The sequence below is a fragment of the Tenacibaculum agarivorans genome (genome assembly GCF_001936575.1).
In the GTDB taxonomy this organism is placed as follows: domain Bacteria; phylum Bacteroidota; class Bacteroidia; order Flavobacteriales; family Flavobacteriaceae; genus Polaribacter; species Polaribacter agarivorans.
Map to the genome: position 1 here is coordinate 1 of NZ_MSMP01000038.1, position 15,991 is coordinate 15,991.

General features: G+C 29.4%; 18 protein-coding genes and 1 other RNA gene. 6 read left to right on the top strand and 13 right to left on the bottom strand.

Going from position 1 to position 15,991, the window contains the following annotated elements; genetic code table 11:
• Positions 1–461: 461 nt before the first annotated feature.
• The 3 genes from BVC87_RS19785 to ssrA all read right to left on the bottom strand — a co-directional run bounded on the left by BVC87_RS19785 (position 462) and on the right by ssrA (position 2,714).
• Complete coding sequence (locus BVC87_RS19785; RefSeq protein WP_075344143.1) at positions 462–1,229, bottom strand: hypothetical protein; 768 nt, start codon at positions 1,227–1,229, stop codon at positions 462–464.
• A gap of 143 nt (positions 1,230–1,372) precedes the next feature.
• Positions 1,373–2,008: a response regulator transcription factor gene (locus tag BVC87_RS19790; protein ID WP_075344144.1), complete on the bottom strand. Its 636-nt coding sequence runs from the start codon at positions 2,006–2,008 to the stop codon at positions 1,373–1,375.
• A gap of 307 nt (positions 2,009–2,315) precedes the next feature.
• Positions 2,316–2,714, bottom strand: a transfer-messenger RNA (tmRNA) gene (gene ssrA, locus BVC87_RS19795).
• 209 nt (positions 2,715–2,923) lie between these two features.
• Between ssrA and BVC87_RS19800 the strand changes: the two genes are divergently transcribed.
• Genes BVC87_RS19800 through BVC87_RS19810 form a run of 3 tightly spaced genes read left to right on the top strand, consistent with a single transcriptional unit; the run spans position 2,924 to position 5,040 of the window.
• Positions 2,924–4,138 carry an NAD(P)-dependent oxidoreductase gene (locus BVC87_RS19800; protein WP_075344145.1) on the top strand — a complete coding sequence of 405 codons (1,215 nt, stop codon included), beginning with the start codon at positions 2,924–2,926 and terminating at the stop codon, positions 4,136–4,138.
• A gap of 46 nt (positions 4,139–4,184) precedes the next feature.
• Complete coding sequence (locus tag BVC87_RS19805; protein ID WP_075344146.1) at positions 4,185–4,838, top strand: DUF2459 domain-containing protein; 654 nt, start codon at positions 4,185–4,187, stop codon at positions 4,836–4,838.
• Positions 4,825–5,040 (top strand): DUF3820 family protein, encoded by a 216-nt coding sequence (locus BVC87_RS19810; RefSeq protein ID WP_075344147.1) that lies wholly within the window; start codon positions 4,825–4,827, stop codon positions 5,038–5,040. The genes BVC87_RS19805 and BVC87_RS19810 overlap by 14 nt, the downstream gene beginning before the upstream one ends.
• 50 nt (positions 5,041–5,090) lie before the next feature.
• Here the strand turns inward: BVC87_RS19810 and BVC87_RS19815 are convergent, their stop codons facing one another.
• The 5 genes from BVC87_RS19815 to BVC87_RS19835 all read right to left on the bottom strand — a co-directional run bounded on the left by BVC87_RS19815 (position 5,091) and on the right by BVC87_RS19835 (position 9,574).
• Positions 5,091–5,996, bottom strand: coding sequence for a transporter (locus BVC87_RS19815; RefSeq protein ID WP_075344148.1), 906 nt, complete (start codon positions 5,994–5,996; stop codon positions 5,091–5,093).
• Between the two features lie 101 nt (positions 5,997–6,097).
• Positions 6,098–6,736 carry a DUF1361 domain-containing protein gene (locus BVC87_RS19820; RefSeq protein WP_075344149.1) on the bottom strand — a complete coding sequence of 213 codons (639 nt, stop codon included), beginning with the start codon at positions 6,734–6,736 and terminating at the stop codon, positions 6,098–6,100.
• A 243-nt stretch (positions 6,737–6,979) separates the two neighbouring features.
• Positions 6,980–8,380, bottom strand: a complete 1,401-nt coding sequence (gene creD / locus BVC87_RS19825; RefSeq protein WP_075344179.1) for a cell envelope integrity protein CreD — start codon at positions 8,378–8,380, stop codon at positions 6,980–6,982.
• 274 nt (positions 8,381–8,654) lie between these two features.
• Positions 8,655–8,951, bottom strand: coding sequence for a winged helix-turn-helix domain-containing protein (locus BVC87_RS19830; protein ID WP_075344150.1), 297 nt, complete (start codon positions 8,949–8,951; stop codon positions 8,655–8,657).
• 14 nt (positions 8,952–8,965) lie between these two features.
• On the bottom strand, positions 8,966–9,574 hold the full coding sequence (locus BVC87_RS19835) for a hypothetical protein (RefSeq protein WP_075344151.1): 609 nt from the start codon (positions 9,572–9,574) through the stop codon (positions 8,966–8,968).
• Positions 9,575–9,647: 73 nt separating this feature from the next.
• Here BVC87_RS19835 and BVC87_RS19840 point away from each other — a divergent pair, with 73 nt between their 5' ends.
• Complete coding sequence (locus BVC87_RS19840; RefSeq protein WP_075344152.1) at positions 9,648–10,016, top strand: DUF1801 domain-containing protein; 369 nt, start codon at positions 9,648–9,650, stop codon at positions 10,014–10,016.
• Between the two features lie 5 nt (positions 10,017–10,021).
• Here the strand turns inward: BVC87_RS19840 and BVC87_RS19845 are convergent, their stop codons facing one another.
• Genes BVC87_RS19845 through BVC87_RS19855 form a run of 3 tightly spaced genes read right to left on the bottom strand, consistent with a single transcriptional unit; the run spans position 10,022 to position 12,552 of the window.
• The gene (locus BVC87_RS19845) at positions 10,022–10,966 is read right to left on the bottom strand and encodes a transglutaminase domain-containing protein (RefSeq protein ID WP_075344153.1); all 945 of its coding nucleotides are present in this window, start codon (positions 10,964–10,966) and stop codon (positions 10,022–10,024) included.
• Between the two features lie 26 nt (positions 10,967–10,992).
• On the bottom strand, positions 10,993–11,943 hold the full coding sequence (locus tag BVC87_RS19850) for a transglutaminase domain-containing protein (RefSeq protein ID WP_075344180.1): 951 nt from the start codon (positions 11,941–11,943) through the stop codon (positions 10,993–10,995).
• Between the two features lie 27 nt (positions 11,944–11,970).
• Positions 11,971–12,552: a hypothetical protein gene (locus BVC87_RS19855; protein WP_143569859.1), complete on the bottom strand. Its 582-nt coding sequence runs from the start codon at positions 12,550–12,552 to the stop codon at positions 11,971–11,973.
• A gap of 56 nt (positions 12,553–12,608) precedes the next feature.
• Here BVC87_RS19855 and BVC87_RS19860 point away from each other — a divergent pair, with 56 nt between their 5' ends.
• Positions 12,609–13,487: a DUF4846 domain-containing protein gene (locus BVC87_RS19860; RefSeq protein WP_075344155.1), complete on the top strand. Its 879-nt coding sequence runs from the start codon at positions 12,609–12,611 to the stop codon at positions 13,485–13,487.
• On the opposite strand, the gene BVC87_RS19865 is transcribed toward BVC87_RS19860, so the two are convergent.
• Positions 13,488–14,045 carry a hypothetical protein gene (locus BVC87_RS19865; RefSeq protein ID WP_075344156.1) on the bottom strand — a complete coding sequence of 186 codons (558 nt, stop codon included), beginning with the start codon at positions 14,043–14,045 and terminating at the stop codon, positions 13,488–13,490. It lies immediately after the preceding gene.
• Positions 14,045–14,863: a 3-deoxy-8-phosphooctulonate synthase gene (gene kdsA, locus BVC87_RS19870; protein WP_075344157.1), complete on the bottom strand. Its 819-nt coding sequence runs from the start codon at positions 14,861–14,863 to the stop codon at positions 14,045–14,047. Before kdsA ends, BVC87_RS19865 begins: the two co-directional genes overlap by 1 nt.
• Before the next feature lie 66 nt (positions 14,864–14,929).
• Here kdsA and BVC87_RS19875 point away from each other — a divergent pair, with 66 nt between their 5' ends.
• Complete coding sequence (locus BVC87_RS19875) at positions 14,930–15,919, top strand: M28 family peptidase (RefSeq protein ID WP_083629652.1); 990 nt, start codon at positions 14,930–14,932, stop codon at positions 15,917–15,919.
• Positions 15,920–15,991 lie beyond the last annotated feature (72 nt).

Here is a 15,991-nt window from a genome sequence, read left to right on the forward strand (position 1 = left end):
TTTTTTCATAAAGAATCTGATTTTAGCAATTTGCGTTACACAAACAATTTTTAATTAATTTATTCTTACAATTTTTATTTTTCATTATTAAAGTATTAAGATAAACTGTTGAGTTGTACTTATTACTTTGCTTTCACAAAGATAGTTCTTTATTAAGAATATTACTTGTAGTTTTACCAATTTTAACATGTGGTTTTCCGCATTTTATATGTTTTTCAAATAATCAACCCAAGCTACATTTAAAGCTCAGGTTGATGTTACTCAAGGGGAGATAGATAACAGTCAAGATGATTTAAATTTTCTCTGAACAATCCTTATTAGTGTTCTTATCTTTTACTATCACTATCTAAAAAATTAATATTTTTTCATTTTTTACTTTTAAAATTAAACAAGAGTTTTCCAGTCTATTATGACTCTGTAATAGATTTAGAAATTTAGTTATGTATTTATTGCTATATTATTTAAATAGGTTCTTCTATTATTTTGGCTAATTTTTCTTTTTTGTCTTCTTCACAATAGTTTAAGCTATATACAGATACTCTAAATAATTTTCGTTTTAATGCATTAACTAAAGTTTGATTATTTTTAACAAAAATGAAAACAATAAGTCCTAATGTGTAAGAAAATAGAAGTGTGAGACAATAATAAGTTACTTTATTAAAGTCTTGAAATTTTTGAAATATCCAAAAATAAGTAAACATGTTCGTAGATATAAAAGTAGTGATAATGAAGAACCTAATTTTAAACTTCCACTTAGGTATCTTTTTTCTATCTCTTACTGTAATACTAAGAACCCATATTGCAAAAATTAATATTGTCGTATTTTGAGTAAATCTTTCCCAAAAAAAGTGAAATGAATCAAAACCAAAAAAACGTTGTCTCTTTTTAGCATTGTTAAATAAGTCTAATTTTTCTTTTTTATTTTTCCGAGCCTCTAAGTAACTGTTATATTCTTTTGTACCTTTTGCTAATGCTTTAACCTTTGATAAGGCAATAGTATTTTCTTCCTTAGCTATTAAAAATTCTTTATCTGCCTTTATATAATCATCACTAAACCTAGGAATGAAAATATAAGAATAGTATAGACCTCCAACAAGTAAAGAAGAAAAAATTATAATAAAAAAAGACTTAATCTTCGTCCATATCGTGGTCTTTGGTTCCTTCTCCTTCGGAAGTGACTGTGTCTTGTTTGTCTGTTGATTGTTCGTCAATTTGAATAATTTCTCCATTTTTTGTAGCTATTTCTTCACTATCAGTACAAGATATAACGCTTGTAATTACAACTAAAACAAGGAATCTAAATAAATTTTTCATATATGTTGTGATTTAATCAAACCACTAAATATACAATATTTAACTCCCTTAAATTTTTTTATTTTTTTATTTTAAAATTATGCTTAAGTGCTAGAATTACTAATCCAATATTTTTTTTAACACCTAGTTTTTCTCTCATCCTTTGATACATTTTTCTTAGCGTACCTTGGGTAATATTCATTTCTTCACATATCTCATAAGCATCAAGGTTATCCATCATTAATTTTAATGTTTGGCTTTCCTTTGTTGAAAGTAAACTTTCAACAGTAACTATTTCCTCTTCATATAATTGTTTACTTACTAATATATCCATTACCACATCTGAAAAATACTTTCTACCCATTAAAACCCTTTCTAGTGCATCTCTTAAAACTATATGTACTTCATCTTTACATATAAAACCCAGAATACCTAAAATGATAGATTGTTTTATTTGTTCGGCATTGTATGTTCCTGATACAACTATAAATTTTGGTAAGTTTTCCTTTTTAGATAATTTTTCTAATACCTCAATACCTGATAAATTAGGCATTGATAGGTCTAAAATCACAATATCACAAGTGTTTTTATCGAGCCAATCTATTAGACCTTGACCTGTTTTTGAAAACCCTACCATTTGAAATCCATAAGACTTTATTAAATTTCTATAGCCTTCAATAACTATATCATGATCATCTGTTATAAATACTTTCATTTTTTCTTTTTTTCATGTAACCACAAAAGTGTATTAGTTTAATCTAAATCACACCACAAATATAATTTGGTGAAATCAAAGCATTTGTACACAAAACCCTAAAAAGAAGTTTTTTTAAAAGAAAAGATTTTCTGAGCAAGAAAAATCATACATATAATGTCATTCTATCTTTTAATATCATAACTAAAATGAAGAATTCATAAAGTTTATTGGTAAGTGAAATGTTTTAAGTTTTCATTGCTGTTTTGACACCAAAATTGACACCTGAAAAAACAAACCCTGTAAAATCAACACTTACAGGGTTATTTTGTGGAGACGCCGAGAATCGAACTCGGGTCCAAACAAGTAGCTCAAAAGCTTTCTACATACTTAGTTCTTTCTTAATTGTCGGCAAAAAGCTGGTTAAGAACAACCCACTTTAAGCTTATCTTCTTAAGTTTCGAAAACCTATCGAAGTTCTAGATTTTCTATGTTTACTTTTACGATGCCCATAAATGAAACGCCGCAAACCAAGGCTTTTCGTGGACATTTAGCTTTCCCGCCTCGCGGGACTAGGCTTGGATCTTACTATAATTCAGATTATTAAGCAGCTAAAGCGTAATTATTTTCGCCGTTTATAGTTTTGAAATAAGTTTTACGAGTAGTCATTTCACTCCTCGGTATGCTTACATTTTCACTAATCTCGCTGTCAAAACCAGTCGTCCCCTTTTATTAAAGACATTTAGAATTAAGATTTCTTCACTTAAAAAATAAGGTCTTTATCAGTCTATATTTTTATATTGGAATACCTCTTACTCTAAATAAAATGGGCGACAAAGATAACAAAAACAAGTTTGTACAAACTTATAAAAACCGTAATTTCGTCTAGTTTTACAAAAAACACAAAACAAATCAACTATAAAAGTAACCTAGTACATGAAATTTGGTATTATAAAAGAACGTAAAAATCCACCTGACAAACGTGTTGTCTTCTCTCCTACTAAGCTAAAAGATTTGAAAGCTCAATTTCCAGAAGCTGAAATTGTAGTAGAAAGTTCTGATATTAGAATTTTTACAGATCAAGAATATAAAGATGCTGATATTGAAGTAACAACAGACCTGTCTGATTGTGATGTGCTATTGGGAGTTAAAGAAGTACCAGTTGAACATTTACTACCTAACAAAAAATATTTTTTCTTTAGTCATACGATAAAAAAACAACCCTATAACAGAAAATTATTACAAGCTATTTTAGCTAATAATATAGAATTGTATGATCATGAAACTATTTGCAAGGCAAATGGAGCTAGATTAATTGGATTTGGTAGATATGCTGGTTTAGTGGGAGCTTATAATGGATTCAGGGCTATCGGTTTAAAAGAAGGATTATTCACCTTACCAAAAGCAGAATCTTTATCTGGTTTAGAAGCTATGAAAACGGAATTGGATGGTATAAAATCAAAACTTCCAAATCTTAAAATATTACTTTCAGGAACTGGAAAAGTAGCTTATGGTGCAAAAGAAATTTTAGACCATTTAGGCATTAAAGAAATTAGTGATGCTTTATACTTAACCTCTACATTTACAGAACCTGTTTTTTGCATGGTTGATGTTATGGAATATGCAAAACGAATAGATGGTAAAGTAGGTGATAAATTTGTTTTTTATAAAGATCCATCAGGTTATGAAAGTAATTTTATGCCTTATGCCAAACAAACCGACTTTTTTATTGCTGGTCATTTTTATGGAGATGGAGCTCCGTATTTATACACACGCGACGATGTAAAATCTCCTGATTTTAATATTAGATATGTTGCAGATATTTCTTGTGATGTTGACGGACCAGTAGCTACCACACTCAGAGCTTCTACTATTGCTGATCCTATTTATGGATACGATCCACAATCTGAATCTGAAGTGGCTTATACTAATGATAATGCTATTACCGTTATGGCAGTGGATAATTTACCTTGTGAGTTACCGAGAGATGCTAGTGAAGGCTTTGGTGATATGTTTTTAACACATGTAATTCCTGCATTTTATAATAATGACAAAGATGGTATATTAACTAGAGCTAAAATGACCACTAATACTGGCGCGCTTAGTGATAGATATACATATTTACAGGATTATGTAGATGGTAAAGAGTAACTAAAGTAAATGTAAATTTTTTGAATATTCAAAGAATTGTAATCTTATGAAATACCTAAAAAAAACACTTAAATACATAGCTTACCTAATTGTAAGCTTGTGTTTATATGTTGGTATTTCTATTCTTTTAAGCTACATTACTGTACATGAAACTCCAGTAGCTGGTGCTGATAAAAAAATATATTTAAACACTAATGGTATTCACTTGAGTGTTATAGTACCTAAAGAATACCTTTCTACCACTTTACAACAAGAGCTTACTATACCAATTACTAAAAACTTTGTACGTTTTGGATGGGGAGATGAGAACTTTTTTTTAAATGTGCCTACATGGAATGACTTTAAGTTTTCTTATGCTTTAGGTGCTTTATTTTTAGATAATCCAACATTGATTGAAGTATCTACACACCGATTCAGATTAAGAAGGTGGGTAGAAGTTCCTGTAAACTCTGAACAATTAACTAAGTTAAATTTGTTTATTACAAGTACATTTAAACTAGATAACAATCAAAAAAGAATGCGAATTGTTCAGAATATGTATCCTAATTCTGAATTATTTAAAGCTAACGGCTCTTATTCACCTATAAAAACTTGTAATACTTGGGTAAATGAAGCTTTTAAAGAAAGTGGTATTAAATCAAGCTATTGGACTTTATTTGACTTCGGGTTATTAAATAAATATAAGAATGACGCCAGATAAACAATTTTTAGTAGATACTGCTAATATGAAAATGCCTTTTGGAAAATATAAAAACACCTATTTGGTCGACATTCCAGAATACTATCTTGTTTGGTATAAAAATAAGGGGTTTCCTAATGGGAAATTAGGAAAAATGATGGCATTAGTATATGAATTGCAGTTAAATGGACTACAAGATATTTTAAAAAAATTAAGGGTATGAATTTGCATTCATACCCTTTTCTATGTAATCTAGAATAGTACTTCTTACTCTTATAATACAGAGAAATTATATGTAATTCCTCCTGAATATGTAAGAGAATCTCCTAAGTTTCTACCATCTATTACTTTTCCTATTCCTGCACTGATTCCTAAGTTTGGAATAACTTCTTTATACAAAGTTAATCCAACTCTTGAATAATCTACATTTGTTTCTGGGAAGTTTCCAGCAAAACCTGGTCCTCCAATATCTACACCTTCTTCTGAGTTTGCAAAATCTGCCCAAGCCTCTACATAAATAAGCTTACTTGCATATCCTATTTTTCCAGTAGTTACAAAACTATTTGGCACTCCAAAATCTCCACCAGGTGTTAGATTATTATCTGCATCTCCTCTGAAGTTATATCCCGCAAAAATGGTAGAGAAAAAACCGATATCTGTGTTTAAGTGTAAACCAGCTCTTAAGTCAATACCAAAAGCACCACTACCTATAGACAAGATACCATTTGGCTCATATCCTGAAGGAATTACTGCAGTTGCAGCAGTAATAATACTTAAATCTGCTTTGTTAAAATCAAATTGATATGCATTTAACTTTAATGCAATTGAAATATCTTGTATATCAGAAATAGATGTTTCTCCGTTTACAGGATCTGGTACATTACTCGTATTACTTGCTGAAATAAATGGTAACATTACTACAGCTGATAAACGATCTGTGATTCCATATTTAGCATATAATGTGAAAATATCTTGACTAATTTCTTCATGCACTGGTACAGCATCTTGCTTTTCTGCTCCTAAATAAAATTCATCAAATTGACTTTTCGCATAAGAAGCTGTAATTGATAAATCTCCCTTTTTTTGAAAGAAACCATCAAACATTCCCTGTGCATTACCTGAAGCATAAAAACCTAATGAAAGTGCGAATACTAGCACTAATTGTTGTGTTTTTCTCATTGTTTTAATTGATTTAATAATGCTCTTTGTCGTTAAAAAGTGAAATCATTTCTCAATAATTTCACCTTTAACATTTTTTAACATTTATTAGCTCAATTCTTTTATGCTTTTGAAAAATTCATACTTCGAAACACTGAAAATAAAATCCATAATAATATCCCAAAACCTAATGTCATATACCATGCTTCAGCGTTTGCAATGCTTACTATTCCTTTTTTGAATAAGGAAATAGGTGATGTGATAATATCCCAAGAATTAAATCGTAAAAAACGACCTAAATACACACCAAAACCTGATAAGAAAAACACTGATATTGTAAAGGTTTCTCCTACTTGTGAATTCCATTGATTTACAACAACTGTGTACATACTGTAAATAGATAGTATGGCCAGTAGTAGGCCTGTATTTGCATAGGTAAATAAGAGAAACAAATCATACCAAATCATATATCTCCCTGTTTTAAAATGAATTAAATCTGTAATTAAATAAGGGGCATTGGGCAAAAACAATAACCAAATGCCAAGAATGAATATCAATTTAAACTTGCTTAGTTTTGTCGATGCTATCTTTTTTGTTAATTCGGAAATTACATAAGGAATAACCGCTAAAAATAAATTCCATAGTAAAAAGCTAAACTTTAATGATTGTGTTAATTGCACACGTAGTAATTGTAAAAAAATACAGAATACTACTAAAATTAGCACAGTGCTCTGTGTTTTTGAAATTCTTCTTTTTATCATTTTTATTTCTTTTATGTATTAATTGATTTCCCTACATAAAATAACACCAGGGGAACTAGAAAAATGGGTAAATTATATAGTAAAATTCCTAAGGTCCAATCCAGACCAAAACTTCCTTTAATCAACATCCCTAATATCGTTATTCTTGACAAAACTTTATATATGAAATACACTGAAATTAAGAAACTTAAGTTTATCAATATTGATCTCAAGTAAATCCTATAATACGTATTATATTTTTCATTACCCATTTTGCCAATCAATTTTCCTAGAAGCATACATAACGCTTGCTAAGATGATGAATAAGCCTATACTTCCTACCAATAAGGCATAACTTTCTAATTGAATAATGACAAAAATAAATGTGTACAATGCAGTTAAACTTATCCCAACAAAAATTGGAAACTTCATTGTTTTTAAAATTGATTTTGAATACAAAGTTATCAATGTAACCACAGCTACTCCTGCAATTAAATACGCTTTAAGAAAATTACTGTGTTCTGATATTGATATTAGTAAAGTATAAAACATAGTTAAAGCTATACCAATCATTAAATATTGAAATGGATGGATTGCGATTTTACTCAATGTTTGAATTAGAAAGAACACTAAAAAAGTAAGTCCAATCACTAAAAATCCATATTTAGCAGAACGCTCACTTTTCTGATATTCATCAACAGGAATCATAAAATTTACACCAAATGCATAACGCTTCAAATTCGGAATTCCTTCAAAAGATTGCTGAGGAAATGGTCTATTAATATCCAATACTTTCCATTTAGCATCAAATCCTTCCTTAGTAATTTTATCTGAATTTAATGGTAAATATTCTCCAATAAAATTTGCTGTTTTCCAATTTGATTTGATGTTTATATTGGTTTCCTTTCCTACAGGAATAAAACGTATTTGTTTACTACCATTAATATTCATTTTTAATGAAAAATCAATAGTCTTTTCAATAGGCAAATCTGTTTTCTTGATAGATTTACTTTCCAGTTTATGCAAACTGACATTGTTGTAATTTGTATTATATACATCTATATCAGAAGAAGAGTTAGCGCTATCGTATTTTGAAGCTAAAGCATATCCATTTTTATTCATTTGAATTTCTACCAAGGTATTTACTCCTTTTAAGTTAGAAGTTTGAACAATTAATTTTGACTTTTCCCACAAAATATCTTCTGCTTTCACATCCTTCTCACTAAAATCTGGAGTTGTAAAATTTCCGTTGATTAAAATGTCACTTCCATATACGGCCGTCTTATAGATTCCCCTACTCTTCTGTTCTGGATTTATTGTAGATTCAATATTCAATTGATTCGGAAAGAAATACCCATAATTTACATGTTCAATAACTTCTTCTTGATGTGTTTGCGTTTTAGAATCAAAAATTTTCTTTACGCTATAACTTTTATAAGGCACCTTCAATATTGGTCCGTATAACAGTACCTCTCTACCCCATTTCTGGTTGATTTCATTTACTACTTCATTTTGGCGATATTGACGCTCTCTGATCAAATCCTTTACATAAGACAAGGGAATCAACAATATCAAAATTAAAAATCCTATCATAAACATTCTGGCTGAAATAGAATGCTTTAACCATCTTCCAATTCTCCCTGTTTGTTCTTGTACTTTTTCCATTTTATTATCCATTTTTATTATTAATTAATTGTTTTCTGTTGTTAAGCTGAGACTGTCTAAAAAGTATTTTCAAACGTCATTACGAAAAATTTTAATTTTGAAGTAATCTTGTTAACAGTAACTTAAACTTAAAAGATTCCTTCATTTCTACCTGTCTTGAGCGACAGTCGAAAGATTCGGAATGACAACTTTTCAGACAGGCTCAGTTTTCAGCAATCCTCCCTTTTGTTTTTTAAAAGAACTTTGAATTTCAAAGTTTATTTTTAAAAAAAATTTACTTTCCTTTTATTAATCGTTCTAAAGCTTCTACATGCTTTTTAAATTCTTCTTTCCCCAATGCTGTGGCATAGTATTTTGTATTTGGTTTTCTACCAATAAATTGCTTTTCTACTCTTATAAAACCTACTTTCTCTAATGCTTTAGAATGGCTAGCTAAATTACCATCGGTAGCACCTAGTAACTCTTTTAGCGTATTAAAATCAGCGTACTCATTTACCACCAAGATAGACATGATGCCTAATCGGATTCTATGATCAAATGCTTTATTTATATTATTAAGTAAGTTTTTCAAATCTGACTTTTTAGCTATTGCTTTTCGTATTTAAAATACATTAAAATCCCGTAAACGATATGCATTACTCCAAATCCTATTACCCAAAACCAAAATCCATACCCCGGATAAACAGCACAAAGTAAACCCAAAATGATTTCTGTAATTCCTAAATACTTTACGTAACCTAATGTATATTTTGAAGCATTTACAAGAGCTAAACCATAAAACAATAACATTAAAGCTCCTGTTTGCCCATAACGTTGTTGTTTTAAAATGATTAAAGTATAAATCCCTCCAGCTACTAATGGAATTAAAAAACTAGTTAATAATCTTTTGGTAGTGGCATCCCAGATTTTCTCTCCATTCTTCTTCGCTTTTAACGTTGTTAAATAAACCGCTGTTGAGATGCTTAATACTAAAACGATCAACATATCTAACAAGACTAATCTAAAAATCTGACCATCTAAAATTAAATATCCTCTTTCACTTTTGTTTACTAACCAATATGCATATACTGCTCCAAGTATAGCATAGGTTCCCGCTAAAACTCCAGACAACCCACTTAATGAAATAAACCTAGAAGATTTACTCATTAAATTCTTTATTTCTGATATGTCTTTTAAATAATCTTCTGAACTCATAGTAAAGTACTTTGAAGTACAAAGTTAAAAATAAAACTAACATATTTCCAAATAAAATTTTACTTTTAAATTCATGAGACCTGCTGAAGCCTACATACTAAATCAAGAAGAACCTTTTAAATCAATACTATTGCACTTACAGGTATTGATTGAACAAAACTTTCCTAACGTTGATTTACAATTTAAATGGAAAATTCCTTTTTATTGTTTGGATGGAAATCCTTTTTGTTATCTCAATCCTTCAAAAAAGAAAGGTTATGTAGATGTTGGTTTTTATGGAAATTGTGAATTTGAAAAACATCAAGAACATTTAATTGCTGAAGGAAGAAAACAAGTAAGATCACTACGTTATACTTCTATTGAAGACATTGATGCTGAAATTCTAATTTACATCCTTACTTATGCTAATGAAAATAAGGAAAAAGGATTCTGGAAGAAATAAGTTAGCTACTTATCTATTTTAAAAGCCAAGGCAGACTCGTTATTAAAATATACTGTCAACACACCTTCCTTTACCTTATTTATATACACATTAGTAAAAGTGTTGATTCTATTAATCTTTGGTTTTTTAGTTTTACCCTCTCCTTCAAATTTGTAGGTAATTTTGGTACTTTCATCCAAGTCTTTAAACGTTAAAAAGATTTTGTTTTTGTGCTTCAATTCGCCTTGAATTGGTGAAACTAGTTTTGCATCACTATTCAAAAAAACATTCCAAAACATTGGTTTTTTGCTAAAATCAATAATTGAAGGTATCTCCATAATATCTCTCCATTTTTGACTATTAGGATAATGACTTAACCTTAATTTTTCTGTTGAAATATCAAAGTAGGTATAATTACATGTAGGTCTGAATAATTTTTGATCATAATCTATACCGAATGTAGCATCGAGTACAATCCATTCATTTTGAATTTTTACAGCATTCCATACATGGTTTTTAAACTTAGGAATTACACCAATATCCTCTGTATCATCTTTAACATGCCCCTCGATTAATTCGTGCTCAAAACCAAAAAGTTCACACATTTCTTGTATGCTTAATGCTATGTTTTCACAAATACCTCTTTTACGTTGAATTGTTTTTTCAACAAGCTCTCTATTTCTTTTTTTAACTTTTCTAGCTAAATCTTCTTCGCTGAAATATATGATTGATTCTGGAGTACTTAGTGTAGATTGAGTAGTATATTCGTAAGTAATGTGTAATGTAAACCAAGTATACATTGCTTTAAGTTTTTCTACATCTCCATTGAAATTTTCGTCTATTGTTTCATATAATTCTTGTACAGAATTTACACTAGAATAGTTTCTTACTTTTTCTTCAATTTGACGTTCACTTTGTGTGTAAGAAAGTTGACACAATATACATGTGAATACAATTATTACATTTTTCATAGCTTATGTAAGTTTAGTTATTATACTTATTGAATCAAAAACTGTATGGCCACTTTTCTATCTATCAATAGAAAACATGATGTAGCTTGCTGTGGAGGAATAAAAGAAACCACAGTATTTTTATCTTGTTGACTTACCATAGGCTTATAGGCTGTACTACTTCCTAAAAAACCAAGAAAAATCTCTTTACCTGAGGCTTTTGTAAGCAAAATTTCAACTGTTCCTTCTTTATTTTTAGTTAAAACTCCAGAGTTTGGAGAAAGTAAATCAACGTTTGAGTTTAAAAAATCATTACTAAAGATAGGTTGTCTGTAAAACTCTTCTTTTTCCATTCTTCCTATTCTTAACTTCCATATGCTCTTTTCAGGTAGATGGGTTTTGAAGTGTTTTTCTTTCGGAATATTATAATAATAAGGATTGAATTTTCTGTACCAACGGCCATTATTCTCAGCTCCTGCTCCCCAAGTAGCATCGATAAAAACCCAATCATTGTTAAGTTTTACTGCATTCCATGCATGATTAGGTTCAGCTAAAGGTTTCCCTATTACATGAGAGGAAGTTCTAACATAACCTGATATAATTTCATTTTCTATACCCAAACTAGTACAAACTTCTGCAAAAGTTCTGGCATATCCTTCACAAACCGCTTTTCTCGATCTTAATGTATTTCTTATAATATTGTCATTAATAGCTTTTAATTTTTCCTCTTTTTCTTCAGGAGTTCTATAACGAAATGTTGTTCGAGTTTGTCTATTAGGGTTATAAAATTCTTCTAAATCGTAACGAATATTTTTAGCCAACCAACAAAACAGGGCTTTTACTTTATCTTCATTAGTTGAAAAATCTTTAGCAATAGTTTTCGTCAATTTTTCCACAGTCATTAAACCTGCATATTGGTCTGTTTTTTCTTTAATAGAAGAAAAATCTTGCGCAGTAGCTACCCCTACTGCCATAAAAAAGATAATCAGTAATTTCATACTTTTCAGATTAGCAAGAACCATGCCTTAGCGTTTCAGTAAATTGTTCTTAATATTATTCTTATGCAATGTTTCTAACTCCTTTATATTCTGTTTGGGAGTTACTGATGTTATCAACAATAAAGATTCATTATTCTTCTGTATTTCCATCATCATAGCTAGATTCAACTTTTTCCCATTAGTAAAACTATCAAAAAAAACAATGTCAGCAGTTAAGGAGCAACTATCTGTTTTTTTTATTGTTGCTGTTATATCATTATAATTAATCGTAAACTTATCTTTTGCATTTACCGCTTTGCATAAACCTCTATAATACTTTTCCAACATGTCTTTAATTTCTTTTTCTGAAATTTCAACTTTATTCTGTATTTGAATTGCAAAATAATATGTAAAATAGGTAGCACTTTTAACATCAAACATGCCTGGAGAAAAACGTAATTCTTCAAACCCTTCCCAAGTTATGTCTTTAGCGAAATCTAATGGAAAATTTATTTTTTCAAAACGCCATTCTTTAGGATAATTTAATAATTCAGCTTTATCTTGTCCATTAATTTTTCCTATAAAAAAACTTAAAAATGTAAATAGAAAAATACTTTTATATGTATTCATTTTAATCATTAACTTAGTAACTGTTTCAAACAAATTTATGATTTAATTCAAGAGCTATGAAAAAACTTATCTTAATAATCATCTGTTTAGCTGTTCTCATTACTGTAATTTTCACAAATTCAAAAGGAAAACATATGGCCAACCATGTAAAAGGTTTAGTATCTAATACCATCTCTCCTTCTGATTATATTGAAAAAAAAGGACTGACGATTAAAACAAGAGTTAAACTTCCAAAAGGATATACAAGAGTAACTTATGCTGAAAATTCTTTTCAAGAATATTTAAGAAATTATAAATTAAAAACTTATGGAAGCCCTATTATTAATTATGATGGTTCGCAGTATTTTGCACAACATTGGCACGATGCAATTTTAGAGGTTCCTGTACCTAAAAATGGATTGCAACAATGTGCAGATGCTTTAATGCGGATTCGTGCTGAATATCTTTGGAATCAGAATCGAAAAAATGAAATTGGTTTTAAATTTACGTCAGGTCACTATTGCTCTTGGAAAAAATATGCTGCGGGTTTTAGACCCAAAATAAAAGGCAATAAAGTAAGTTTTCATAAAACGGCAACTTCTAATCATAGCAAAGAAAATTTTTATAAATACTTAAATTTAATCTATATGTATGCAGGCACAGCTTCTTTACATGCTGAATTATCTAAAGTAAAAATTAAAGATTTAAAAATTGGAGATATGCTAGTACAACCTGGTTTTCCTGGACATATAGAAATCATAGTAGATGAAATAGTAAATAAAAAAGGAAATAAATTATTCTTACTTGCACAAGGTAACACGCCAGCACAAAATGTTTGCTTACTCAAAAATTTTGAAGAAACAGATATTTCACCTTGGTATGGTTTTCATAAAAATGAACCTATTTATACTCCAAGCTATCATTTTCCGAACCCCGTTTTTGTTCGATTTAAATAATCAGTTTTGAGATAAATATGTGATACACTTCTCTCGTAAAGTCCAAATATCAGCAAATGACATATTACTTTTTTCTTTCTTTATCCAATCTTTTATAAATTGTTTATGAAAAATAACTTTAAATTCTGAGACTTGATTAGGTACTATTACTTTCTCTAAGAGTATGTCTTTTTTAATAGTATCAAATGCTGTATTTTCTGAAGTTATATCCAATCGTGTTCCATTGATTTTAAGATAACAATGAGCTTCAGGAATATATGCAACACCAGCATTAATTAAAGTATCTCCTATTGCTGTATTATCTGAATTCATCTTATAGATTCCCAAAATTAACTCAATAGAAGTAATTGAATTTTCTTTAGCAATTTCTGCTAAAAATGCGTGTTTAGAACTACAACTTCCTTTCTCCTCCTGAATAACTAATCCTAAATCATATCTATTACTATTTCTACCATAAGGTAATTTCTTAACATGGTTTACTACATCTTTCCAAAAAAATAAACCATTATCATTAACAAGTAATGATAATGGTTTATTAGCCTGTATTTTAAAATTCATTATAGTGAATTTACTACTTTTCTAATTTTTACTAAATTAGTTAATAGTTTCTCTAAATGATCTAAATGCAACATATTAGCCCCATCTGACTTTGCTTTTGAAGGGTCAAAATGTGTTTCTATAAATAATCCATCTACATTATTTACCACTCCTGCCCTAGCTATAGTTTCTATCATATCTGGTCTCCCTCCTGTTACACCTGAGTTTTGATTAGGTTGTTGTAAAGAATGTGTTACATCTAAAATAGTTGGTGCGAACTTTTTCATGGTAGGAATTCCTCTAAAATCTACTAATAAATCCTGATATCCAAATGTAGTACCACGCTCTGTTATCCAAACTTTTTCGCTTCCTGAATCTTTTACTTTTTTTACAGCATGTCCCATAGCTTCTGGACTCATAAATTGTCCTTTCTTTAAGTTTACCACTTTACCTGTTTTAGCAGCAGCTACTACTAAATCAGTCTGACGGACTAAAAATGCTGGAATTTGTAAAACATCTACATATTCAGTCGCCATTTCAGCATCAACAATCTCATGAATGTCAGTAATCGTAGGTACATTAAATGTTTCTGAGACTTTTCTTAATATTTTCAATGCTTTTTCATTTCCGATACCTGTAAAACTATCTATTCTACTTCTATTAGCCTTTTTAAAACTACCTTTAAAAACATATGGAATTTTCAATTCGTCAGTAATTTTTATCACTTTTTCAGCAATTTGCAATGCCATTTCTTCACCTTCAATGGCACAAGGTCCTGCTAACAAAAAGAAATTATTGCTGTCGGTGTGTTTTATATTCGGTATTAAATTTAAATCCATCGTTTAATTTTTGCACAAATTTAAGGAATAATATTAGCTATCTTTAATCCAAAATTTAACTTATACATGAAAAGCATATTACATTACTCAAAAATCCTTACGATAGCATTTTTGTTATTTAACTGTAAAGCAAGAAGTCAGAACAATAGTTCTAAAAACAGTATTGAAAAAAATAACGATTTAACAGCAATACTTATAGATTCACTTACAGTAAAAAAACATTTGTATACGCTAGCTTCAGACGAAATGCAAGGAAGGGCTACAGGTACAGAGGGGATTGAAAAAGCTGCACAATACATCGAAAAAGAATTTAAACGTATTGGCCTAACTCACTACGATACGTTATCATCATATCGACAAAATTTTGAAGCTCAAAACATGAAAATGTTCAATGTAATTGGGGTTATAGAAGGTAAAAGTAAAAAAGACGAGTACATTATAATTTCCGCTCATTATGATCATTTAGGAATGAAAAAACAAGGAACTGGCGATATTATTTATAATGGGGCTGATGATGATGCTTCAGGTGTTTCTGCTGTACTCTCTTTAGCTGAATACTACAAAAAAGTTGGTAATGAAAGAACATTGGTTTTTATCGCATTTACTGCTGAAGAGTTAGGCTTAATAGGATCTACTTATTTTGGAAAACATATTAATCCTGAAAAATATATTGCTGGTATTAATATAGAAATGATTGGAAAAACTTCATCCTATGGACCAAAAACTGCTTGGTTAACAGGATTCGATCGATCTAACTTTGGAAAAATCATTCAAAAGAATTTAGAAAATAGTAATTATAAACTTTACCCTGATCCTTATCCGAAATTCAATCTATTTTATAGATCTGATAACGCCTCTTTGGCTAAACTTGGTGTTCCTGCTCATACATTTTCAACTGGACCAATAGATAAAGACAAACATTATCATAAAGTATCTGATGAAGCTCAAACACTAAATATTTCTAATATTACTGAAACAATTAAAGCTATTGCATTAGGAACAAAAAGTATAATAAACGCAATAGATACTCCTACTAGAGTAAAAACTAAAGATTAATTTTTAATAAAAATAGCACAATAAAAAAACACATTTGAATATTCAGGTGTGTTTTTTTTATTAAAATAACAT